The 22,065-nt window shown below is 70.0% G+C and carries 18 protein-coding genes and 1 pseudogene; 8 read left to right on the top strand and 11 right to left on the bottom strand.

The features are described 5' to 3' along the window. Positions 1-7: 7 nt before the first annotated feature. Positions 8-2,815, top strand: a complete 2,808-nt coding sequence (ppc, locus tag G6N48_RS09435) for a phosphoenolpyruvate carboxylase (RefSeq protein WP_085269648.1) — start codon at positions 8-10, stop codon at positions 2,813-2,815. A gap of 81 nt (positions 2,816-2,896) precedes the next feature. Next, positions 2,897-3,709, top strand: a complete 813-nt coding sequence (locus G6N48_RS09430) for a DUF1206 domain-containing protein (protein WP_085269647.1) — start codon at positions 2,897-2,899, stop codon at positions 3,707-3,709. A 13-nt stretch (positions 3,710-3,722) separates the two neighbouring features. Here G6N48_RS09430 and G6N48_RS09425 read toward each other — a convergent pair whose 3' ends face one another. Genes G6N48_RS09425 through tkt form a run of 6 tightly spaced genes read right to left on the bottom strand, consistent with a single transcriptional unit; the run spans position 3,723 to position 10,556 of the window. Next, on the bottom strand, positions 3,723-4,112 hold the full coding sequence (locus G6N48_RS09425; RefSeq protein ID WP_085269646.1) for an ATPase: 390 nt from the start codon (positions 4,110-4,112) through the stop codon (positions 3,723-3,725). A 6-nt stretch (positions 4,113-4,118) separates the two neighbouring features. Further along, the gene (gene pgl / locus G6N48_RS09420) at positions 4,119-4,868 is read right to left on the bottom strand and encodes a 6-phosphogluconolactonase (RefSeq protein WP_085269645.1); all 750 of its coding nucleotides are present in this window, start codon (positions 4,866-4,868) and stop codon (positions 4,119-4,121) included. After that, positions 4,865-5,776: a glucose-6-phosphate dehydrogenase assembly protein OpcA gene (gene opcA, locus G6N48_RS09415; protein ID WP_085269644.1), complete on the bottom strand. Its 912-nt coding sequence runs from the start codon at positions 5,774-5,776 to the stop codon at positions 4,865-4,867. The genes pgl and opcA overlap by 4 nt, the downstream gene beginning before the upstream one ends. A gap of 1 nt (position 5,777) precedes the next feature. After that, positions 5,778-7,322: a glucose-6-phosphate dehydrogenase gene (gene zwf / locus G6N48_RS09410; RefSeq protein ID WP_085269643.1), complete on the bottom strand. Its 1,545-nt coding sequence runs from the start codon at positions 7,320-7,322 to the stop codon at positions 5,778-5,780. Next, complete coding sequence (gene tal / locus G6N48_RS09405) at positions 7,319-8,440, bottom strand: transaldolase (protein ID WP_085269642.1); 1,122 nt, start codon at positions 8,438-8,440, stop codon at positions 7,319-7,321. The genes zwf and tal overlap by 4 nt, the downstream gene beginning before the upstream one ends. Before the next feature lie 16 nt (positions 8,441-8,456). Next, on the bottom strand, positions 8,457-10,556 hold the full coding sequence (gene tkt / locus G6N48_RS09400) for a transketolase (protein WP_085269641.1): 2,100 nt from the start codon (positions 10,554-10,556) through the stop codon (positions 8,457-8,459). 257 nt (positions 10,557-10,813) lie between these two features. Between tkt and G6N48_RS09395 the strand changes: the two genes are divergently transcribed. Beyond that, positions 10,814-11,740: a heme o synthase gene (locus tag G6N48_RS09395; protein WP_085269640.1), complete on the top strand. Its 927-nt coding sequence runs from the start codon at positions 10,814-10,816 to the stop codon at positions 11,738-11,740. A 3-nt stretch (positions 11,741-11,743) separates the two neighbouring features. On the opposite strand, the gene G6N48_RS09390 is transcribed toward G6N48_RS09395, so the two are convergent. After that, entirely contained in the window at positions 11,744-12,718 is a 975-nt protein-coding gene (locus tag G6N48_RS09390; protein ID WP_085269639.1) for a quinone oxidoreductase family protein, read from the bottom strand. A gap of 19 nt (positions 12,719-12,737) precedes the next feature. On the opposite strand from G6N48_RS09390, the gene G6N48_RS09385 reads away from it, so the two are divergent. Beyond that, a complete protein-coding gene (locus tag G6N48_RS09385) occupies positions 12,738-13,382 on the top strand; it encodes a hypothetical protein (protein WP_085269638.1) in 645 nt (214 codons plus the stop codon). Here G6N48_RS09385 and G6N48_RS09380 read toward each other — a convergent pair. From G6N48_RS09380 to mptB, 4 genes and pseudogenes are all read right to left on the bottom strand, one after another. Then, the gene (locus tag G6N48_RS09380) at positions 13,341-14,309 is read right to left on the bottom strand and encodes a COX15/CtaA family protein (RefSeq protein WP_372511299.1); all 969 of its coding nucleotides are present in this window, start codon (positions 14,307-14,309) and stop codon (positions 13,341-13,343) included. The two genes, G6N48_RS09385 and G6N48_RS09380, sit on opposite strands and share 42 nt — an antisense overlap. Before the next feature lie 43 nt (positions 14,310-14,352). Beyond that, entirely contained in the window at positions 14,353-15,132 is a 780-nt protein-coding gene (locus G6N48_RS09375; protein ID WP_085269738.1) for an ABC transporter permease, read from the bottom strand. Positions 15,133-15,140: 8 nt separating this feature from the next. After that, entirely contained in the window at positions 15,141-16,094 is a 954-nt protein-coding gene (locus G6N48_RS09370) for an ABC transporter ATP-binding protein (protein ID WP_139825811.1), read from the bottom strand. Further along, positions 16,091-17,806: pseudogene (gene mptB / locus G6N48_RS09365) on the bottom strand (polyprenol phosphomannose-dependent alpha 1,6 mannosyltransferase MptB); the annotation flags it as partial. The gene G6N48_RS09370 and the pseudogene mptB, both read right to left, overlap by 4 nt. Before the next feature lie 91 nt (positions 17,807-17,897). Between mptB and G6N48_RS09360 the strand changes: the two are divergent. Genes G6N48_RS09360 through sufC form a run of 4 tightly spaced genes read left to right on the top strand, consistent with a single transcriptional unit; the run spans position 17,898 to position 22,064 of the window. Continuing rightward, positions 17,898-18,656: a helix-turn-helix transcriptional regulator gene (locus G6N48_RS09360; protein WP_372511300.1), complete on the top strand. Its 759-nt coding sequence runs from the start codon at positions 17,898-17,900 to the stop codon at positions 18,654-18,656. Continuing rightward, positions 18,653-20,125 carry a Fe-S cluster assembly protein SufB gene (sufB, locus tag G6N48_RS09355; protein ID WP_085269635.1) on the top strand — a complete coding sequence of 491 codons (1,473 nt, stop codon included), beginning with the start codon at positions 18,653-18,655 and terminating at the stop codon, positions 20,123-20,125. The genes G6N48_RS09360 and sufB overlap by 4 nt, the downstream gene beginning before the upstream one ends. Continuing rightward, complete coding sequence (gene sufD / locus G6N48_RS09350) at positions 20,122-21,282, top strand: Fe-S cluster assembly protein SufD (protein ID WP_085269634.1); 1,161 nt, start codon at positions 20,122-20,124, stop codon at positions 21,280-21,282. Before sufB ends, sufD begins: the two co-directional genes overlap by 4 nt. Next, positions 21,282-22,064, top strand: coding sequence for a Fe-S cluster assembly ATPase SufC (gene sufC / locus G6N48_RS09345; RefSeq protein ID WP_085269633.1), 783 nt, complete (start codon positions 21,282-21,284; stop codon positions 22,062-22,064). The genes sufD and sufC overlap by 1 nt, the downstream gene beginning before the upstream one ends. The last annotated feature ends 1 nt before the right edge of the window (position 22,065 follow it).

Below are 22,065 nucleotides of genomic sequence, written 5' to 3'. Positions count from 1 at the left end.
GGGACGCATGGTTGAGGTCACTGACACCGCTCTGGAGCCCATCGGTGCCGTCCAGCGGACCCTCGTCGGCCGCGAGGCGACCGAGCCGATGCGGGCCGACATCAGGCTGCTGGGCGCCATCCTGGGCGACACCGTGCGCGAACAGAACGGCGACGAGGTCTTCGACCTGGTGGAGCGGGCGCGGGTGGAGTCCTTCCGGGTCCGTCGCTCCGAGATCGATCGCGCCGAGCTGGCCCGGATGTTCTACGGCATCGACATCCGCCTGGCCATCCCGGTCATCCGGGCGTTCAGCCACTTCGCGCTGCTGGCCAACGTGGCCGAGGACATCCACCGCGAGCGCCGGCGCGCCATCCACGTGGCCGCGGGCGATGCGCCGCAGGACAGCAGCCTGGCCGCGACGTATGCCAAACTCGACCGGGCAGAGCTTGATTCGGCCACCGTCGCCGACGCGCTGCGCGGCGCCCTGGTCTCGCCGGTGATCACCGCCCACCCCACCGAGACCCGCCGCCGCACCGTCTTCGTCACCCAGCACCGGATCACCCAGCTGATGCGGCTGCACGCCGAGGGGCACGCCGAGACCGACGACGGCCGCAACATCGAGCACGAGCTGCGCCGCCACGTCCTCACGCTGTGGCAGACCGCCCTCATCCGGCTGTCCCGGTTGCAGATCACCGATGAGATCGAGGTGGGGCTGCGCTATTACGACGCCGCGTTCTTCAAGGTGATCCCGCAGGTGAACGCGGAGGTCCGAGAGGCGTTGCGGGCCCGCTGGCCTGACGCCGATCTGCTGGCAGGGCCCATCCTGCAACCCGGTTCCTGGATCGGCGGCGACCGCGACGGCAATCCGAACGTGACGGGCGACGTGGTGCGGCTGGCCACCGGTAGCGCGGCCTTCACCGCGCTGGCGCATTACCTGGCCGAACTCACCGCCCTGGAACAGGAGCTGTCGATGTCGGCGCGCCTCGTCGCGGTCAGCCCCGCGCTGGCCGAGTTGTCCGAGGGGTGCCAGGAGAAGGCCCGCGCAGACGAACCGTACCGCCGGGCCGTCCGGGTGGTCCGCGGCCGGCTCACCGCCACCGCCGCCAAGATCCTGGATCAGCAACCACCGGACCGACTCGACCTCGGTCTGCCGCCATACGTCACACCGGCCGAGTTGCAGGCCGACCTCGACACCATCGACCACTCGCTGCGCACCCACGGCAGCGCCCTGCTGGCCGATGACAGGCTCGCCCTCCTGCGAGAAGGCGTGCGCGTCTTCGGATTTCACCTCAGCGGCCTGGACATGCGCCAGAACTCCGACGTGCACGAGGAGGTGGTCGCCGAGCTGCTCGCGTGGGCCGGCGTGCACCCCGACTACGGCTCGCTGCCCGAGGACGAGCGGGTGGGGTTGCTCGCGGCCGAGCTGGGCACCCGCCGGCCGCTGGTCGGTGACCGCACGCAACTGTCCGACCTGGCCCGCGGCGAACTGGGCGTGGTCGGGGCCGCCGCGCGCGCCGTGCAACTCTACGGTCCGGCAGCCGTGCCCACCTACGTGATTTCCATGTGCCGTTCGGTGTCCGACGTCCTGGAGGCCGGCATCCTGCTCAAGGAGGCCGGGCTGCTGGACGCGTCGGGACCCGAACCGTACTGTCCGGTCGCCATCTCGCCGCTCTTCGAGACGATCGACGACCTGCACAACGGCGCGGCGATCCTGCACGCGATGCTCGAACTCCCCATCTACCGCGCGGTGGTCGACGCCCAGGGCGGCCGGCAGGAGGTGATGCTGGGCTACTCCGACTCCAACAAGGACGGCGGATATCTCGCGTCGAGCTGGGCGGTCTACCGCGCCGAGCTGGCCCTGGTCGAGGTGGCGCGCAAGACCGGAATCCGGTTGCGGCTCTTCCACGGCCGCGGCGGCACGGTCGGCCGGGGCGGGGGGCCCAGCTACCAGGCCATCCTGGCGCAACCCCCGGGCGCGGTGAGCGGCTCGCTGCGCCTCACCGAGCAGGGCGAGGTGATCGCGGCCAAGTACGCCGAGCCGCAGATGGCGCGGCGCAACCTGGAGAGCCTGCTGGCCGCCACGCTCGAGTCCACCCTGCTCGACGTCGAGGGCCTGGGCGAAGCCGCGGAGCCGGCCTACGCGGTGCTCGACGAGATCGCGACCCTCGCCCAGCGCGCCTACGCCGAATTGGTGCACCACACACCGGGTTTCGTCGAATACTTCATGGCGTCCACGCCGGTCAGCGAGATCGGGTCGCTGAACATCGGCAGCCGGCCGACGTCGCGCAAGCCCACCTCCTCGATCGCCGACCTGCGCGCCATCCCGTGGGTGCTGGCGTGGAGCCAGTCGCGGGTGATGCTGCCGGGCTGGTACGGCACCGGGACGGCGTTCGAGCAATGGATCAAGGCCGGCCCCGAGAGCGAGGACGAGCGGGTGCGGACGTTGCACGAGCTCTACGAGCGCTGGCCGTTCTTCCGCGGCGCGCTGTCGAACATGGCGCAGGTGCTGGCCAAGAGCGACCTCGGGCTGGCGGCCCGCTACGCCGAGCTGGTGGCCGACGAAGACCTGCGCCACCGGGTGTTCGACAAGATCGCCGACGAGCACCAGCGGACGATCGCCATGCACAAGCTGATCACCGGCCACGAGGACCTGCTCGCCGACAACCCCGCGCTGGCGCGGTCGGTGTTCAACCGCTTCCCGTACCTCGAGCCGCTCAACCACCTGCAGGTCGAGTTGCTGCGCCGCTACCGCTCCGGCGACGACGACGAACTGGTGCAGCGCGGCATCCTGCTGACCATGAACGGGCTGTCGAGCGCCCTGCGCAACAGCGGATAGCCCTCCGCGCCCCGTCCCGCCGGCGACGCAGGTCACGGGCCGACACGTTACGGAAAAGTGAGTCGGGGGCATTCGTAGGCCATGTCGGACAACGCGGCGCCGGCCACCGCGGCGCAGCTGGCCCAGAACGGTGTGTTCGAACGGCTTGCCCGCGCGGGTTACGTCGTCAACGGGCTGCTGCATCTGATCGTCGGTTACCTCGCCATCCGGTTGGCGTTCGGCGGGCATGGCACCGCCGACCAGAGCGGCGCCCTGGCGACATTGGCGGCCAAGCCGGGCGGCCCGCTCGCGCTCTGGATCGCCACGGCCGCGCTGCTGACGATGGGCCTGTGGCGGCTCGTCGAATCGGCCCTCGGCCGGTCGTGTGACCGCAAGCCGGACGGCTCGTCGTCGGACGCGTCCCTGCGGGTGAAGGCCCTGGGCCTGGCGGCGGTCTACCTTGCGTTCGCCTACTCCGCGTTCGGATTCGCCCGGGGCGCGGGAAGGAACGCGGACCAGCAGAATTCGAGCATCAGCGCGCGACTCATGGAGTCGACCGGCGGCACCCTCGCCCTGATCGCGGGCGGACTGATCATCGTCGCGGTCGGCTGTTACCACATCTACAAGGGCGCGAGGCGCACCTTCGTCGACGACCTGGAGGGCAGGTCCGGTGCCCTGGTGCGCCGGCTCGGCGTGGCGGGCTACATCGGCAAGGGCACCGTGATCGTCCTCACCGGCGCGCTGGTGATCCTGGCCGCGTGTCGCTCAGAACCGAGGAAGGCCACCGGACTTGACGGGGCGCTGAAAACTCTGGGAGCCCAACACTACGGGGCGGCGCTGCTGACCGCGGCCGGCGCGGGCCTCATCACCTACGGGCTGTACAGCTTCGTGATGGCCCGGTCCACCAAGATGTAGGCGGGGCCCGGCGTCAGTGAGCCGCGCGGTTGCGCAGCCGGTCGAAGACGCCGCGCACGGCATGCTCGGTGGCCGCCAGCGGGGACATCATGGATTCGCTCGCCTTCACCATGTCCTCGATGCGCGAGACGACGGCCTCGACCGGTGCGACCAGCACCAGCAGCCGCTTGGCCAGGTCGTCCAGGCTGGACAGGGTGCCGTCCAGATGATCGAGGCCGCCCTCCATGCGCTCGACCGTGGCGTTCAGGTTCGACAACGAGAGGTTCAGCTCGGTCATCGTCCTGCTGAGGCCGTCGAGAACGTCTTCGACCTGCTCCACCGTCTTGTCGGCGTTCAGCGCCGCCTGGGTCAGGGTCCTGATCCGGCTGCGCTCGTGCCCGCCGCGTACGGTTTTGTCGGCCATGCGTGCCTAATCCCCGGCGCGCGACGGCAGCTTGCCCGCCGCCTCCTCGTCGAGCAGCCACAGCGTGGTCTCGAGGCCGACGGCCCCGGCGGCGGGCACCGAGACGGGCGGCGCGCCAGCGAAGGCGGCGGCCACCGCGTCGGCCTTGCCGGCCCCGGAGACCAATAGCCAGACCTCCCGGGAACGCTGGACGGCGGGCAGCGTCAACGTGATTCGCCGCGGCGGCGGCTTCGGGCAGTCCTCGACGGGAACCACCATGCGTGCGGTCTCGAGCACCGCCGGCGTGTCCGGGAACAGCGAGTTGATGTGTCCCTCGGGTCCCATGCCGAGCAGGTGGACGTCGAAATTCGGCACGGCCTGGCCCGGCTCGGCGTTGGCCGCCAGCAGTTGTTCGTAGGACAAGGCCGCGGCCGCGAGGTCGGTGCCGAACTCTCCGTCGCTGGCCGGCATCGCGTGCACGTGGCTCGACGGAATATCGATGTGGTCGAGCAGCGCCGCCCGGGCCTGCTTCTCGTTGCGTTCGTCGTCGTCCTCGGGCACGTAGCGTTCGTCGCCCCAGAAAAGGTGCACTTTCGACCAGTCGATCGGCTGGGCGCGGAGCGACTTCAGCAACCCGATGCCGTTGCCGCCGCCGGTCAGCACGATCAGCGCCCGGTCCCGCGCCGCCACGGCAGTCTGGATACTGTCGGCCAGCCGCTTGGCCGCGGCGGCGACCAGCGTCTGGCTCTCGGGGAAGATTTCAACGACGGTGCTCACACGTACTGCACTTTCTCGATGCCTTCGAGCGCGGTCTGATAGATCTCGTCGGGGTCCAGCCTACGCAGGTCCTCGGCCAGGCATTCGCCGGTTTCCCTGCGCGCCAACGGAAGCAGGGCATCCGGCCGGGCCGTGCGACTCAATGTTGCCGTCCTGCCGTCCTGCGGGCGGCTCAGGACAATGGTCTCGCTGCCGCGCGCCAGCTCGACCTTGAGTTCGCCGACCGCCCGGCGAACCGGGCCGTCGATCCGGCTGGCCAGCCACCCCGCGAGGACGTCGAGCGCGGGTTCGGTCGCCAGACCGGATACCAGTGCCGACTCGATCGGTTCGTGGGGTGTCAGGTCGACCGCCGAGGTGAGCAGCGCCCGCCAGTAGGTGATGCGCGCCCACGCCAGGTCCGTGTCGCCCGCGGTGTACCCGGGCAACCTGCCCTTGATCGCCGCCTGCGGGTCGATCCCGTTGGTCGCATCGGTGATCCGCCGGATCGCCAGCTTGCCCAACGGATCCTGGGCCGGCACCGCGGGCGCGATGTCGGGCCACCAGGCCACCACCGGGATGTCCGGGAGCAGGAAGGGGGTGACCACGCTGGCGGCGTGGCCGGCCAGCGGCCCGGACAGTTTCAGGATCACCACCTCGCTGGCGCCGGTGTCGCCGCCCGCGCGCAGCTGCGCGTCCAGCCGCGGCTCGTCGGCGTAGGGATTGCCCCGCATCGTGACGATGATCCGGCTGGGATGCTCGTGGCTGGCGTCGTTGGCCGCCTTGAGCGACTCCTCGAGGATGTCCTCGCTGTCCGGCGCGATGATCAGCGTCAGGACCCGACCCATGGTCACGGCGCCGATCTTCTCCCGCAGCTCGTCGAGCTTCTTGTTGACCGCGGTGGTCGTCGTGTCCGGCATGTCGATGATCATCTCAGGGCCGCCGCCATTCCCGGCCCGTGCGGCGCAGCATCTCGAACGCCGACTCCGGGCCCCAGGTGCCGGCTTCGTACGGTTCGGGCTTGCCGCCCGCGGCCCAGTTGTCGAGAACGGGATCCAAGATCTGCCACGCCAATTCGACTTCCTCGTTGACGGGGAACAGCGAGGGCTCGCCCAGCAGCACGTCGAGGATCAGTTGTTCGTAGGCCTCCGGCGACTCCTCGGCGAACGCCGAGCCGTAGGAGAAGTCCATGTTGACGTCACGGACCTCCATCGCGGTGCCCGGCACTTTCGAGCCGAACCGCAGTGTCACCCCTTCGTCGGGCTGCACCCGGATGACCATGGCGTTTGCCCCCAGTTCATCGGTCATCGTCGCGTCGAACGGCAGATGCGGTGCGCGTTTGAACACCAGCGCGATCTCGGTCACCCTGCGTCCCAAGCGTTTTCCGGTCCGCAGGTAGAACGGCACCCCGGCCCAGCGGCGGGTGTCGACCTCGAGGGTGATCGCGGCGAACGTCTCGGTGGTGGAGTCCTTGGCGAAGCCCTCCTCGTCGAGCAGGCCGACGACCTTCTCGCCGCCCTGCCAGCCGCCCGTGTACTGGCCGCGGCTGGTGGTCTCGCTCAGCCGCTCCGCCAGCTGTGTCGACGAGAGCACCTTGATCTTCTCGGCCTGCAGCGCACGGGGACTGAAGCTGACCGGCTCTTCCATCGCGGTCAGCGCCAGCAGCTGCATCAGGTGGTTCTGGATGACGTCACGGGCGGCGCCGATGCCGTCGTAGTAGCCGGCCCGGCCGCCCAGCCCGATGTCTTCGGCCATGGTGATCTGGACATGGTCGACGTAGTGCGAGTTCCACACCGGGTCGAACAGCTGATTGGCGAATCGCAGCGCCAGGATGTTGCGCACCGTCTCCTTGCCCAGGTAGTGGTCGATCCGAAAGACCGACTCCTCCGGGAAGACGGCGTTCACCGACTTGTTCAGCGCCTGGGCACTTTCCAGGTCGTGGCCGAACGGCTTCTCGATGACCACCCGGCTCCAGCTGTCGCCGCGGGGGCGGGCCAGCCCGGAGTTGTGCAGCTTCTCGCACACCACCGGGAAGGACTTGGGCGGGATAGCGAGGTAGAAGGCGTGATTGCCGCCCGTGCCGCGCTCCGCGTCCAGCTTCTCCAGGGTCTCCGCGAGCCGGCCGAAGGCGTCCTGCTCGTCGAAAGCGCCCGGCACGAACCGGAATCCCTCAGCCAGCCGCTCCCAGTTCTCCTCGCGGAACGGCGTGCGGCAGTGGTCCTTGACGGCCTGATAGACGACCTTGCTGAAGTCTTCGGTGTCCCAGTTGCGGCGGGCGAAACCCACCAGCGAGAAACTGGGCGGCAGCAGGCCCCGGTTGGCCAGGTCGTAGATGGCGGGCATCACCTTCTTGCGGGCCAGGTCGCCGGTGACGCCGAAGATCACCATGCCGCACGGGCCGGCGATCCTCGGCAGCCGCTTATCCCGCTTGTCGCGCAGAGGGTTTCGCCATAGGTCCGCAGACTTAGCCGGACTCATTTCGAGGCGGAATCCAGCTGCTTCTGTGTCTCCTGAAGCAGCTCGGTCCAGGACTCCACGAACTTGTCCACACCCTCGTTCTCCAGCACCACGAACACGTCGGACAGGTCGATCCCGAGGGCCGACAGCTTGTCGAAGACCTCCTGGGCGGCCGCCGCCGTGCCGGTGACCGTGTCGCCCTTGATCTCGCCGTGATCGGCGACGGCCTCGATGGTCTTCTCCGGCATCGTGTTCACCGTGTTCGGCGCGACGAGCTCGGTGACGTAGAGCGTGTCGGAGTAGTCGGGATTCTTGACACCGGTCGAGGCCCACAACGGCCGCTGCACCCGGGCCCCGTCGGCCTTGAGCGACGCGAAGCGCTCACCGCCCTCGAATACCTCCTGGTATGCCGCGTACGCCAGCCGGGCGTTGGCCACGGCGGCCTGGCCGCGCAGCGCGAGCGCCTCCTCGGTGCCGATCTTCTCCAGCCGCTTGTCCACCTCGGTGTCCACTCGGGAGACGAAGAACGAAGCGACGGAATGGATCTTGGACAGGTCGTGTCCGCCCTCGCGAGCCTTCTCCAGGCCGGCGAGGTACGCGTCCATCACCTCACGGTGCCGTTCCACCGAGAAGATCAGCGTGACGTTGACCGAAATCCCTTCCGCCAGAACGGAAGTGATGGCAGGGATGCCGGCCTTGGTCGCGGGGATCTTGATGAACAGGTTTGGCCGATCGACGATCTTCCACAGCTCCACGGCCTGCGCGATGGTCTTGTCGGTCTCGGCGGCCAGCCGCGGGTCGACCTCGATGGACACTCGGCCGTCGACCCCGTCGGAGGCCTCCCACTCGCGGGCCAGCACATCGCAGGCGTCGCGCACGTCGTCGGTGGTCACGGTCCGGATGGTCGCCTCGACATCGGCGCCGCGCTCGGCCAACTCGGACAGCTGTTCTTCGTAGGCGTCGCCTTCGGCGAGCGCCTTCTGGAAGATCGACGGGTTGGTGGTGACACCGACGACGCAGCGGGTGTCGATAAGCTTTTTGAGGTTGCCCGACTTCAGCCGCTCCCGCGACAGGTCGTCCAGCCAAACGGACACGCCCGCTGCGCTCAACGCCGCGAGGTTAGGGTTCTGACTGGTCATGTGAACCACACCTTTCTCAGTTATCCACTACCTGCTCCGCGGCGGCAGCGACGGCCTCAGCGGTGAAGCCGAACTCACGGAACAAAGTCTTGTAGTCGGCGGACTCGCCGTAGTGCTCGATCGAGACGATCCTGCCGGTGTCGCCGACCAGCTTGTGCCAGGGCTGCGCGATACCCGCCTCGACGGCCACCCGGGCCGACACCGACGGGGGCAGCACACTGTCCCGGTACTCCTCGGGCTGGGACTCGAACCATTCCACGCACGGCATGGAGACCACGCGCGCGACAATGTCCTTCTCCGCCAACATCTTCTGTGCCTCGACGGCCAGCTGGACCTCGGAGCCCGTGCCGATCAGGACGACGTCGGGTTCGGCGCCCTCCTCCTCGGCGCCGGAGCCCAGGACGTAGCCGCCCCGGGCGACGCCCTCGGCGCTGGTGCCCTCCAGAATCGGCACGCCCTGGCGCGTCAGGATCAGCCCGACGGGACCGCTGCCGTTGCCGCGGGCCAGGACGGTGCGCCAGGCGTAGGCCGTCTCGTTCGCGTCCGCCGGGCGGACCACCGACAGCTGGGGAATCGCGCGCAGCGCCGCGAGGTGCTCGATCGGCTGGTGGGTCGGACCGTCCTCGCCGAGCCCGATCGAGTCGTGGGTCCACACGTAGATGGTGTCGATGTCCATCAGCGCGGCCAGCCGCACCGCCGGGCGCATGTAGTCGGAGAACTGCAGGAACGTGCCCCCGTAGGCGCGGGTCGGGCCGTGCAGCACGATGCCGGACAGGATGGCGCCCATCGCGTGCTCGCGGATGCCGAAGTGCAGCGTGCGTCCGTACCAGTCCGCGCTGTAGTCCTTCGTCGAAATCGAGGGCGGCCCAAAGGACTTGACGCCGTCCATCGTGGTGTTGTTACTGCCCGCCAGGTCGGCCGAACCGCCCCACAGCTCGGGCAGTCTGGGGCCCACCGCCGACAGCACCTTGCCGGACGCGGCACGGGTGGCCAGGGCCTTGTCGCCCGGTTTCCACGTGGGGATGTCGGCGTCCCACCCCTCGGGCAGCTTCTCGGCGGTCAGCCGGTCCAGCAGCGCCTTGCGGTCGGGTTCGCGCTGGGCCCACGCGTCGAAGTCCGCCTGCCACTTCTCGTGCGCTTCCCTGCCCCGGTCCACCAGCTTGCGGGTGTGGGCGATCACGTCGTCGCGCACCTCGAACGTCTTGTCGGGGTCGAAGCCGAGGATCTTCTTGACGGCGGCCACCTCCTCGTCGCCCAGCGCGGCACCGTGCGCCTTGCCGGTGTTCATCAGCTTGGGCGCGGGATAGCCGATGATGGTTCGCAATTCGATGAACGACGGCCGGTCGGTCACCGCCTTGGCGTTGGCGATGGCCTCCTCGATGCCGACGACGTTCTCGCCGCCCTCGACCCGCTGCACGTGCCAGCCGTAGGCCTCGTAGCGGGCGGCGGTGTCCTCGCACAGCGCGATGTTGGTGTCGTCCTCGATCGAGATCTGGTTGCGGTCGTAGAAGACGATGAGGTTGCCCAGCTGCTGGACGGCGGCCAGCGACGACGCCTCCGAGGTGACGCCCTCCTCGATGTCGCCGTCGGAGGCGATCGAGAAGATGAAGTGGTCGAAGGGGCTGGTGCCCGCGGCGGCATCGGGGTCGAACAGGCCGCGCTCGTAGCGCGATGCCATCGCCATGCCCACCGCCGAGGCCAGGCCCTGGCCGAGCGGACCGGTGGTGATCTCGACGCCCAGGGTGTGCCTGAACTCCGGGTGCCCCGGCGTCTTCGAGCCCCAGGTGCGCAACGACTCGATGTCGGACAGCTCCAGGCCGAACCCGCCCAGGTAGAGCTGGATGTAGAGCGTCAGGCTGCTGTGCCCGCACGACAGGATGAAGCGGTCGCGCCCCAGCCAGTGGGTGTCGCTGGGGTCGTGCCGCATGGTGCGCTGAAAGAGGGTGTAGGCCAGCGGAGCCAGGCTCATCGCCGTCCCGGGGTGCCCGTTGCCGACTTTTTGCACCGCGTCGGCCGCCAGGACTCTTACGGTGTCGACGGCGGCCGAGTCGATGTCGGACCAGTCGTCGGGAAGGTGCGGTCGGGTCAGCGTGGAGATCTCTTCAAGTGTCGTCACAGACTCTGTCCTCGGGGTCATCGAGCTGATCAATCCCACCCTAGTGCGGGAACGGCGGCCTTTGCAGTGCAGGGTTTCGGGTACCCACCCCAGGTCGATGTGAAAATTAACGCGCCGGCCACCCGCGCTTTGCAATCGGTCCCGCAATGCCGGAAAAATCGTCCCAACCGACCCTGCGGGCTCACCGCCGCCGGTGAGCGGTCTACCATCGTGCGTAGTAGACACTGCGCGCCGCTGCGACCCCAAGGAGTTATTGCGTGAGCGTTCGCGGGCACGCCGCGCCGAGCCGAGTACGAGGACGGGTACAGAGCACGGCATTGGCTTACCTGGCGCTGACCAAGCCGCGGGTCATCGAACTGCTGCTCGTCACCGCGATCCCCGCGATGCTGCTGGCCCACCGCGGGACGGTGAACCCGCTGCTGATCGCCAACACGTTGGTCGGGGGGATCCTGGCGGCCGGCGGCGCCAACGCGCTCAACTGTGTGGCCGACGCCGACATCGACAAGGTGATGAAGCGGACCGCGCGCAGGCCCCTGGCACGCGAAGCCGTCCCGACGCGCAACGCGCTGGTGTTCGGGCTCGCGCTCACCGTCGCCTCGTTCTGCTGGCTGTGGCGGACGACCAACCTGCTCTCGGGTCTGCTGGCGCTCGCCACCGTGGCGTTCTACGTGTTCGTCTACACCCTGCTGCTCAAGCGCCGCACGTCGCAGAACGTCGTGTGGGGCGGCGCCGCGGGCTGCATGCCGGTGATGATCGGGTGGTCGGCCGTCACCGGCACCATCGGCTGGCCGGCACTGGTGATGTTCGCGGTCATCTTCTTCTGGACGCCGCCGCACACGTGGGCGCTGGCGATGCGGTACAAGGACGACTACAAGGCGGCCGGCGTTCCGATGCTGCCGGCCGTCGCCACCGAGCGACAGGTGACCAAGCAGATCCTGATCTACACCTGGCTGACGGTGCTGGCGACCCTGGCGCTGGCGCTCGCCGCCGGCTGGCTGTACGCCGCGGTCGCGGTTTTCGCGGGCGTGTGGTTCCTCGCGATGGCCCACCAGCTGTACTCCGGCGTGCGCGCCGGCGAACCGGTCAAGCCGCTGCGGTTGTTCCTGCAGTCGAACAACTACCTGGCCGTCGTTTTCTGCGCGCTGGCAATCGACTCGGCGATCGGGCTGCCTGTCCTGTTCTGACCGTCAGGGCAGCAAGACGATCGAGCCGGTCGTCCTGCGGCCCTGCAGATCCTCGTGCGCGCGGGCCGCGTCGGCGAGCGGGTAGCGCGCGCCGACCTCGACGGTGATGGCCCCGGACGAGACCGCGTCGAGCAGTTCGCCTGCCCGCCAGGCGAACTCGGGGCCGGTGCGGATGAAGTGGGCGAGCGATGGCCGGGTCAGGTAGACCGAGCCGGCGGCGTTGAGGCGCTGCGGGTCGACGGGCGGCACGGGCCCGCTCGCGGCGCCGAACAACGCCAGCGTCCCGCGCACGGCGAGGCTGGACAGGCTGGCGTCGAACGTGGTGGCGCCCACGCCGTCGTAGACCGCCGCCACCCCGTCGCCGCCGGTCAGGCCGCGGATGGTCGCGCCGAACTCGGCCGGGTCGTCGGGGTAGGAGAGCACCTCGTCGGCGCCGGCCCGCCGGGACAGCTGCGCCTTCTCCGGCGTGGAGACCGTCGTGATGACGCGCGCTCCCAGCAGGCGGGCCCACTGTGTCAGGATGAGCCCGACCCCGCCGGCTCCCGCGTGCACCAGCACCGCGTCGCCTTCCCGCACCGCGTAGACGGACGTCAGCAGGTAGTGGGCCGTCAGTCCCTTCAACAACACCGAAGCCGCGACGTCGGGCGCGACGCCGTCCGGCACCTTCGCGGTCAGATGCGCAGGCGCCGTGGCGAATTCGGCGTAGCCGCCGGATGCCGCGGCGGTCACCACGCGATCGCCGACGCGAAATCCGTCGACCCCCTCGCCGATGTCGGCCACGGTGCCGCAGGTCTCCGAGCCGATGATGAACGGCAACTGCCGCGGGTACTGCCCGGAACGGAAGTAGGTGTCGATGTAGTTGACGCCGATGGCCTCGGCCTCGATGAGTACCTCGCCGGCCGCGGGCCGGGGTTGCGGCGCTTCGACGTAGCTCAGCACCTCGGGGCCGCCGGTTTGGCTGACTTCGATTGCGTGCATGTGGCTATCATGCCCGGGCATGAAGCTGGCCCGCCCGGACGTCTTCCATCCGCGCATCCTGCTGGCGGGTGACGGTGACGGCGACGGGCTGGTCGCCGCGCTGCGCCGGCGCGGCCTGCACGCGCGCCGATGCTCGTGGGACGACCCCGTCACCGTGAGCGCCGACCTGGTGATCCTGCAGCGCATCCGCGGCTACGCCGACCGCCGCGCCGAATTGCTGGCCTGGACGAGACGCGTGCGCCACCTGCTCAACCCGCCCGCGGCCGTCGCCTGGAACCTCGGCGAGCGCCACCTGGACGAGCTCGAGGCCGCGGGGGTGTCCGTCCTGCGCGGGGTGCCGGCGGATGCGGCGCTGATCTTCCTCGCCGGGCGGCAGTCGCACGCGTTCGCCGGCGCGGGGCCGATCGAGCCGGAGTTCGAGGTGTGGGAGGCGGGTCACGCCGCGCTGGCTTCGGCCGCCGAACGCGCCGGGGTCGCCGCCGGTGAGCTGCTCTACGCGCGCGTCGACGTGGTCGGCACCCGGCTGGTCGCGCTCGACCTGGTCGGGCCGTCGCTGGGGTGGCGGTGCCTGGGCTCCGGGGACCGCGAACAAGCCGAGCGCCGCTTCGCGCTCGCAGTGGAATCAGCCTGCGAGCGGCTGGGGCTCGGACCGCTCTCGCATTGAGGCCCACAGCGCCGCGGTCGCCGCCGTGCACGCCGCGGCGCCCGCGACGTGGATCGCGACCAGGGTGGGCGGCACCCCGGTGAAGTACTGCGCGGTCCCCACGGCGGCCTGCGCGCACACCAGCGCCAGCAGCACACCGAGCCGCAGCAGCACATCCCGGGAGGCGCGCACGGCCAGCAGCCCGAAGCCGAGCCCGACCAGCAGCGCCAGGTAGGACACCAGCAACGACGAATGCATGTGTACCAGCGTGGCCACCTGCACCTTGAGGCGCGGCACGGTCCGGGTCGGGCTGCGGTCACCCGCGTGCGGGCCGGCCGCGGTCACCAGCGTGCCGGTCACCAGCACCACGGCCAGGTTCACCCCGGCCAGCGCGGTCAGCGCCCGCAGTGGCCGGGCCACCCGCCGGTGCACCACCGCGGCCCCGCCGCCGTCGGGCTCGCCGACCTTGACGTACAGCAGCACCGACAGCCACACCATCGTCATCGACGTGAGGAGGTGGATGGCCACGGTCCACCACAGCAGCCCGGTGCGCACGGTGACGCCGCCGATGACCGCCTGCACCACCGTCGACACCGGCATCAGCCACGCGTACACCAGGACCTCGCGGCGGCGCCGCGCCCGCGTCACCGCCAGCACCGCCAGCACCGCCGTGATGACCACCGCGAAGGTGATCATCCGGTTGCCGAACTCGACGGCCTGGTGCACCCGCGGCACCTCGGCATGGGCGACGGGGGTGAAGCTGCCGGGGAAGCACTGCGGCCAGGTGGGGCAGCCCAGGCCCGACGCGGTGACGCGGACGATCGCGCCGGTCACGGCGATGCCGCCCTGCGAGACGATGACGAGCGCGGCGATCATCCGCTGGACGCGCAGGCTGGGGTTGGGCAGCAGGTCGACCAACCGCATCAGCACCGCCCGATCGTAAGCCACCCAAAACTACGGCCTGTAGTACGGGTGTGACGGGACGCCGGACTCAGGTGAAGCGGAACCAGCGCAGCGCGGCCAGCGCCGCCACCGCGCCCCAGGCCGCCAGGACGACGACGCCGAACCAGTCCACCGACAGCGCCATGGCCCGCGAGAGTGCCTCGGTGAGCGCCCCCGACGGGGTGAGCCGGGCGGCCCACCTGACCGCCGGCGGGATCATCTCGGTGTCCAGCGTCAGCGCGCCGAACCCGGCGAAGACGAACCACATCAAGTTGGCCAGCGCCAGCACGATCTCGGCGCGCAGCGTCCCGCCCAGCAACAGGCCGAGTGCGGCGAAACCGGCGGTGCCCAGGGCGATCACGGCCGCACCCAACGCGAGTGCCGCCGGGGCGGGTCGCCAGCCGAGCGCAAACCCGATGGCGCCCAGGATGATTGCCTGCAGGAAGACCACGGTCACCACCGCGAGTGACTTGCCGGCGATGATGCCCCATACGGGCAGCGGGGTGGCGCCGAGCCGTTTCAGCGCGCCGTAGCGGCGGTCGAACGCGACGGCGATGGCCTGCCCGGTGAACGCGGTGGAGATCACCGCCAGCGCCATGATGACCGGGACGAACGTGGCCGCGCGGTTGCCGCCGAACGAGCCGAGCGGCAACAGCGTGAGCCCGACCAGCAGGGTGATGGGGATGAACATGGTCAGCAGCAGCTGTTCGCCGTTGCGCAGCAGCAGCTTGAGCTCCAGGCCGAATTGCGCGGCGAGCATCCGGGGCACCGCGTTGGGGCGCGGGTCCGGGGTGAAGGTGCCCGCCGGGAAGACGTTCGCTTCGGTCATCTCTGACATCAGGACCGCAACTTTCTGCCGGTGAGGTCGAGGAACACGTCCTCGAGGCTGCGCTGCTCGACCCGCATGTCCGTGGCCAGCACGTCGATCTGGGCGCACCACGCCGTGACGGTGGCCAGCACCTGCGGGTCCACCCGGCCCTCCACCAGGTACTCGCCGGGCGTCACCTCGGTGGCCTTGTAGGTCTCCGGCAGGGCGGAGGCCAGCAGCGACAGGTTGAGCCGCGGCGGCGCGCTGAACCGCAGCTGGTCCTTGGCGCCGGTGCGCATGAGTTCGGCCGGTGTGCCCTGGGCGACCGTGCGCCCGTGGTCGATGATGACGATCCGGTCGGCGAGCTCCTCGGCCTCGTTGAGCTGGTGGGTCGTCAGCACCACGGTCACACCGTCGCGTCGCAGCGCGTTGATCAGGTCCCACACCAGCAGCCGGGCGTGGGCGTCCATGCCGGCGGTGGGCTCGTCGAGGAAGACCAGTTCGGGGCGGCCGACCAGCGCACACGCCAGCGCGAGGCGCTGCTGCTGGCCGCCGGAGAGCCGCCGGTAGGTGGTGCGGGCGGCGTCGGTCAGGCCCAGGGTGTCCAGCAGCCACGCGGGGTCCAGTGGGTCTGCGGCGTAGGCGGCCACCAGGCGCAGCATCTCGCCGGCGCGCGCCGCGGGGTACCCACCCCCGCCCTGCAACATCACTCCGATGCGAGCCCGCAGGCGGGCGTTGTCGGCAACCGGGTCCAGCCCCAGGACCTGGACGGTCCCGGCGTCCGGGCGGGCGAAGCCCTCGCACATCTCGACCGTCGTCGTCTTGCCGGCGCCGTTGGGGCCCAGCAGCGCCAGCACCTCGGCGGCGCGCACGTCCAGATCGAGGTCCGCGACGGCCTCGACGGCGGTCGGGCCGGAACCGTATCGCTTGCTGACGCCGCGCAGGCGCACCACTGTCTGGGGTGTCTCGGGGACCGCGCTCACGTGGAATCAGCGTAGGCGTCAAGCTGCGCGGGCGGCTGCGGGGTCTCGGGATCCGCGGCGGCGGAGCCTGGTTCGGCGACGCCACTGCCGTCCGGGTCGCGGCTCTCGGCGGGCAGCCGCCGCCATGGCAGGCGCGTGTAGGTCAGCGCGATCAGCACCAGCACGGCGACGGCGCTGGCCAGGGTCGCGTCGACGATCTGGAAGAGGGCGAAGCGGTCACCGTTGGCCGTGGGGCCGAAGATGCCGACGACGAGGGTGATGACGATCACCGCCTCCCGGAAGCCGGTGCGGGTCGCCCAGGCGGCCAGCGGGATGATCGCCCACAGCAGGTACCAGGGCTGCACGACGGGGAACAGCAGCACGCAGATGCCCAGCGCCACGCCCAGGCCGCCGATCGGGTGCAGCCGGCCGCGGAAGACGGCCAGCAGCAGCCAGCTCACCATCACGGTGATGATCAGGACGCCGATGAAACGGGTCAGCGCCAGCACCGCGGTGGTGTGATCGCCCAGGCCGAGCAGGATGCCCACCTGCCCGGTGCCCAGCGCCAGCAACGTCGGCGGCGACATCCAGCTGCGCACCACGTTGGCGGTGCCCAGGGTGTAGATCCAGCCGAAGCCGAGGCCGCTGGCCCAGCCGACGAACGCCATCACCGCCAGCGACAGCCCGGCCATGCCGCCGCCGGCCAGCACCAGCGCCCGCAAGTTGCCCCCGCAGCGGTGGGCCAGCGCCATCGTGACGAACCCCAGCGCCAGCAGCGACGGGAGCTTCACCTGCGACGACAGCGTGATCAGGATCGAGCCGGCCAGCAGCATGCCCAGCGGCTCCCAGTCGGGCCCGGGCCGCCAGGAGGCCGGCATGAGCCGTGGCGCGCCGATGCCGCGCAGCGCGAACTCGGCCCCCGTCAGCATCAGCCCGAGCATCAGCGCCTCGTTGTGGACACCGGCGACCAGGTGCATGATCAGCAGCGGGTTGGCCGCGCCCAGCCACAGCGCGCTGACCTCGGCCACCCCGCAGCGCCGGGCCAGCCGTGGCGTCGCCCACACGATCAGCGCCACCCCGACCAGCTCCACCAGCCGGTGGCAGAGCACGGCGGCGACGATGTTCTCGCCGGTGAGCGCCGAGATGCCGCGGCCGATCCACAGAAACAGCGGGCCGTAGGGGGCCGGGGTGTCGCGCCAGATGGTGGGGACCGACAGCGTGAAGATGTGGCCCAGGCCCAGGCCCGACGCCGGGCCCACCCGGTACGGGTCCAGCCCTTCCAGGGAGATCTGGCTCTGGGCCAGGTAGGAGTACACGTCCTTGCTGTACATCGGCGGGGCGGGCAGCAGCGGCAGCATCCACAGGAACAGGGTGCGGTCCAGCTCGCCGCGCGACATCCGGCGGTTGCCCAGCGCGAACCGGCCCAGCATCAGCCAGGCCAGCGCCATCATCACCGCGCCGGTGGACGTCATCGTCAACGACACCGTCTGGATCCGCGACGGCAGGTTGAGCAGCCGCACCCCGAACGTCGGGTCCTGCACGACGGGTCTGGCCCCGGCGCCCAGGGCGCCGATCGCCATCAGGATGGTGCCGGTGGCGCCGAACAGGCGAGTGCGCTGCAGGGCGGTGAGGTCGGTGGGATTCAGCGGCGTGCCCACGGGCTGCTCGTCGCCGTGCAGGCTGGCGATCGACGAGCTCAGGGTGTGGTGGCGGGCTGCCATCAGAGCAGCGTAACGGGGCGCCGCGGTCGCGGTGTGAGCAGCGCAACTCCCGCGGAGGGCACCCTCGCTGGACCGATTCCCGCAATTGCGTCACACTGGTGTTGTGAAAATCCCCGCGGCCTCCGCTTCGGCTGCTGCCTCCGTTGCGGTCTCCGCGCCGGACAGGCAGACGCGCCGCGCGATCGTGCGGCTGCTGGTCGAGTCGGGATCGATCACCGCGGGTGAGATCGGCGACCGGCTGGGTCTGGCGGCGGCCGGCGTGCGCCGCCACCTCGACGCGCTGATCGACGCCGGCGACGCCGAGGCCACGGCCCCTGCGGCCTGGCAGCAGGTCGGACGCGGGCGGCCCGCCAAGCGGTACCGGCTCACCGCGGCCGGTCGGGCCAAGCTCGAGCACGCCTATGACGACCTCGCGTCGGCGGCCATGCGGCAACTGCGCGAGATCGGCGGCGAGCAGGCGGTCCAGACGTTCGCCCGCCGGCGGATCGACTCCATTCTGGCGGGCGTCGAGGGCGCCGACAGCGCGGCGGACGCCGCCGTCGAGGCCGCGGCGGGCAGGGTCGCCGACGCGCTGACCCGGGCCGGCTACGTGGCCACCACCACGCGGGTCGGCGGACCCATTCACGGCGTGCAGATCTGTCAGCATCACTGCCCGGTTTCGCATGTCGCGCAGGAGTTCCCGGAGCTCTGCGACGCCGAGCAGCAGGCCATGTCCGAGGTGCTCGGCACCCACGTGCAGCGGCTGGCAACCATCGTCAACGGCGACTGCGCCTGCACCACGCACGTTCCCCTGACACAGACATCGATCCCGGCGCCCAGCCCGCGCCGCACCACCACGAGCGACGAAGGAGTGTCTCGATGACCCTCACCCCGGAGGCCCAGAAGACCGCCGTACAGACCACCCCGGAACCCACCGCGGCGCCGATGAGCCAGGAGCAGGCGATCGCCTCGCTGGGCCGGTACGGCTACGGCTGGTCGGACTCCGACGTCGCGGGCGCCAGCGCACAGCGCGGGCTGTCCGAGGCGGTGGTCCGTGACATCTCGGCGAAGAAGAACGAGCCGGAGTGGATGCTGGAGCACCGGCTCAAGGCGCTGCACATCTTCGGGCGCAAGCCGATGCCGAACTGGGGCTCCAACCTCGAGGGCATCGACTTCGACAACATCAAGTACTTCGTCCGGTCCACGGAGAAGCAGGCCGCCACGTGGGATGACCTGCCCGAGGACATCCGCAACACCTACGACAAGCTGGGCATCCCGGAAGCCGAGAAGCAGCGCCTGGTCTCCGGTGTCGCCGCCCAGTACGAGTCGGAGGTGGTCTACCACCAGATCCGCGAAGACCTCGAGGCCCAGGGCGTCATCTTCCTGGACACCGACACGGCGCTGCGCGAGCACCCGGAGATCTTCCGCCAGTACTTCGGCACCGTGATCCCGGCCGGCGACAACAAGTTCTCGGCGCTGAACTCCGCCGTCTGGAGTGGGGGATCGTTCATCTACGTCCCGCCGGGCGTGCACGTCGACATCCCGCTGCAGGCCTACTTCCGGATCAACACCGAGAACATGGGCCAGTTCGAGCGGACGCTGATCATCGTCGACGAAAACGCCTACGTCCACTACGTCGAGGGCTGCACCGCGCCGATCTACAAGTCGGATTCGCTGCACTCGGCGGTGGTGGAGATCGTCGTGAAGCCCGGTGGCCGTTGCCGTTACACGACCATCCAGAACTGGTCGAACAACGTCTACAACCTGGTGACCAAGCGGGCGCGCGCCGAAGCGGGCGCCACCATGGAGTGGGTCGACGGCAACATCGGCTCCAAGGTCACCATGAAGTACCCGGCCGTGTGGATGACCGGTGAGCACGCCAAGGGCGAGGTGTTGTCCGTCGCGTTCGCCGGCGAGGGCCAGCACCAGGACGCGGGCGCCAAGATGCTGCACCTGGCGCCCAACACGTCGAGCAACATCGTGTCCAAGTCGGTGGCCCGCGGCGGCGGCCGCACCTCCTACCGCGGCCTCGTGCAGGTGAACAAGGGCGCGCACGGCTCCCGCTCCAGCGTGAAATGCGATGCGTTGCTTGTCGATACGATCAGCCGCAGCGACACCTACCCTTACGTCGACATTCGTGAGGACGACGTGACGATGGGCCACGAGGCCACCGTGTCGAAGGTCAGCGACAACCAGCTGTTCTACCTGATGAGCCGCGGGCTGACCGAAGACGAGGCGATGGCCATGGTGGTGCGCGGCTTCGTCGAGCCGATCGCCAAGGAGCTGCCCATGGAGTACGCCCTGGAGCTCAACCGGCTGATCGAATTGCAGATGGAGGGCGCGGTCGGATGACGGCTCCTGCCGCGATCAACAAGGGCGAGCTGTTCGCCTCCTTCGACGTCGACGCCTTCGAGGTGCCCGGCGGCCGCGACGAGATCTGGCGGTTCACCCCGCTGCGCCGGCTGCGGGGCCTGCACGACGGCTCGGCGCCCGGCACGGGCAGGGCGCCGATCAGCGTCGCCGACCAGCCGGGGGTGCAGACCGAGACCGTACGCCGCGGCGACGAGCGCCTGGGCCAGGGCGGCGTACCCACCGACCGCGTTGCCGCGCAAGCTTTTTCGTCGTTCAACTCCGCGACACTGGTGACGGTCGGGCGCGATGTGCAGGTCGCCGAGCCGGTCGGCATCACGGTGACCGGGCCGGGCGAGGGCGCGGTCGCCTACGGACACCTGCAGATCAGGGTCGGTGAGCTCGGCGAGGCGGTCGTTGTGATCGACCACCGGGGCAGCGGGACCTATGCGGACAACGTCGAGTTCGTCGTCGGGGACGCCGCGCGGCTCACCGTCGTGTGGATCGCCGACTGGGCCGACGACATGGTGCACCTGAGCGCGCACCACGCCAAGCTCGGCAAGGACGCGGTGCTTCGCCACGTCTCGGTCACCCTCGGTGGGGAGGTCGTGCGCCTGTCGGCCAATGTGCGCTTCGCCGCGCCAGGCGGGGACGCGGAACTGCTGGGCCTGTACTTCGCCGACGACGGTCAGCACCTCGAGTCGCGGCTCCTGGTCGACCACGCCAAGCCCAACTGCCGCAGCAACGTGCTGTACAAGGGCGCGCTGCAGGGAGACCCGGACTCACAGCGGCCCGACGCACACACGGTGTGGGTGGGCGACGTGCTGATCCGCGCCGAGGCCACCGACACCGAGACCTTCGAGGTCAACCGCAACCTGGTGCTCACCGACGGTGCGCGCGCCGACTCGGTGCCCAACCTCGAGATCGAGACGGGCGAGATCGTCGGTGCCGGACACGCAAGTGCCACAGGCCGTTTCGACGACGAGCAACTGTTCTACCTGCGTTCCCGCGGCATTCCCGAGGAGCAGGCCCGCCGGCTGGTGGTGCGCGGCTTCTTCGGCGAGATCATCTCCAAGATCGCGGTGCCCGAGATCCGGGAACGCCTGACCGCGGCCATCGAACACGAACTGGCCATCACCGAATCGAAAGCAACCGCCTGATGACGACCCTGGAAATCAAAGACCTGCACGTCAGTGTCGAAGACCCGAACGCAGCCGAGGGCGCCCGCGAGATCCCCATCCTCAACGGGGTGAACCTGACCGTCGGATCCGGTGAGACGCACGCCGTCATGGGCCCCAACGGTTCTGGGAAGTCCACGTTGTCCTATGCCATCGCCGGGCACCCCAAGTACCACGTGACCTCCGGCTCGATCACGCTGGACGGCCAGGACGTGCTGAGCATGAGCGTCGACGAGCGCGCCCGCGCCGGGCTGTTCCTGGCCATGCAGTACCCGGTCGAGGTGCCCGGGGTGTCGATGTCGAACTTCCTGCGCAGCGCGGCCACCGCCGTCCGCGGCGAGCCGCCGAAACTGCGGCACTGGGTCAAAGAGGTCAAGGCCGCCATGGGCGAGCTCGAGATCGATGCGGCCTTTGCCGAACGCAGTGTCAACGAGGGCTTTTCGGGCGGAGAGAAGAAGCGCCACGAGATCCTGCAGCTGGGACTGCTCAAGCCGAAGATCGCCATCCTGGACGAGACGGACTCCGGCCTGGACGTCGACGCGCTGCGTGTGGTCAGCGAGGGCGTGAACCGCTATGCGGAAGCCGAGCACGGGGGCATCCTGCTGATCACCCACTACACGCGGATCCTGCGCTACATCCGCCCGCAGTTCGTGCACGTGTTCGTCGGGGGCCGGATCGTCGAATCCGGCGGGCCGGAACTGGCCGACGAACTCGAGGAGAACGGCTACGAGCGCTTCACGCAGGCCGCTGCCGCGGGGGCGTAGC

Origin of the sequence: Mycobacterium parmense, from assembly GCF_010730575.1 — a bacterium.
In the GTDB taxonomy this organism is placed as follows: domain Bacteria; phylum Actinomycetota; class Actinomycetes; order Mycobacteriales; family Mycobacteriaceae; genus Mycobacterium; species Mycobacterium parmense.
Note: the sequence above shows the minus strand (reverse complement) of the source record. Positions and strands in the feature narration are given on the sequence as shown.

What these genes read in the sequence shown, in the direction of transcription:
- G6N48_RS09385 (WP_085269638.1), top strand. Translation starts at nt 12,738, where the DNA reads ATGAAGCTGGCCCGCCCGGACGTCTTCCATCCGCGCATCCTGCTGGCG.
- G6N48_RS09390 (WP_085269639.1), bottom strand. Translation starts at nt 12,718, where the DNA reads ATGCACGCAATCGAAGTCAGCCAAACCGGCGGCCCCGAGGTGCTGAGC.
- G6N48_RS09375 (WP_085269738.1), bottom strand. Translation starts at nt 15,132, where the DNA reads ATGACCGAAGCGAACGTCTTCCCGGCGGGCACCTTCACCCCGGACCCG.
- ppc (WP_085269648.1), top strand. Translation starts at nt 8, where the DNA reads ATGGTTGAGGTCACTGACACCGCTCTGGAGCCCATCGGTGCCGTCCAG.
- zwf (WP_085269643.1), bottom strand. Translation starts at nt 7,322, where the DNA reads ATGAGTCCGGCTAAGTCTGCGGACCTATGGCGAAACCCTCTGCGCGAC.
- opcA (WP_085269644.1), bottom strand. Translation starts at nt 5,776, where the DNA reads ATGATCATCGACATGCCGGACACGACGACCACCGCGGTCAACAAGAAG.
- G6N48_RS09425 (WP_085269646.1), bottom strand. Translation starts at nt 4,112, where the DNA reads ATGGCCGACAAAACCGTACGCGGCGGGCACGAGCGCAGCCGGATCAGG.
- tal (WP_085269642.1), bottom strand. Translation starts at nt 8,440, where the DNA reads ATGACCAGTCAGAACCCTAACCTCGCGGCGTTGAGCGCAGCGGGCGTG.
- sufB (WP_085269635.1), top strand. Translation starts at nt 18,653, where the DNA reads ATGACCCTCACCCCGGAGGCCCAGAAGACCGCCGTACAGACCACCCCG.
- G6N48_RS09430 (WP_085269647.1), top strand. Translation starts at nt 2,897, where the DNA reads ATGTCGGACAACGCGGCGCCGGCCACCGCGGCGCAGCTGGCCCAGAAC.
- sufD (WP_085269634.1), top strand. Translation starts at nt 20,122, where the DNA reads ATGACGGCTCCTGCCGCGATCAACAAGGGCGAGCTGTTCGCCTCCTTC.
- sufC (WP_085269633.1), top strand. Translation starts at nt 21,282, where the DNA reads ATGACGACCCTGGAAATCAAAGACCTGCACGTCAGTGTCGAAGACCCG.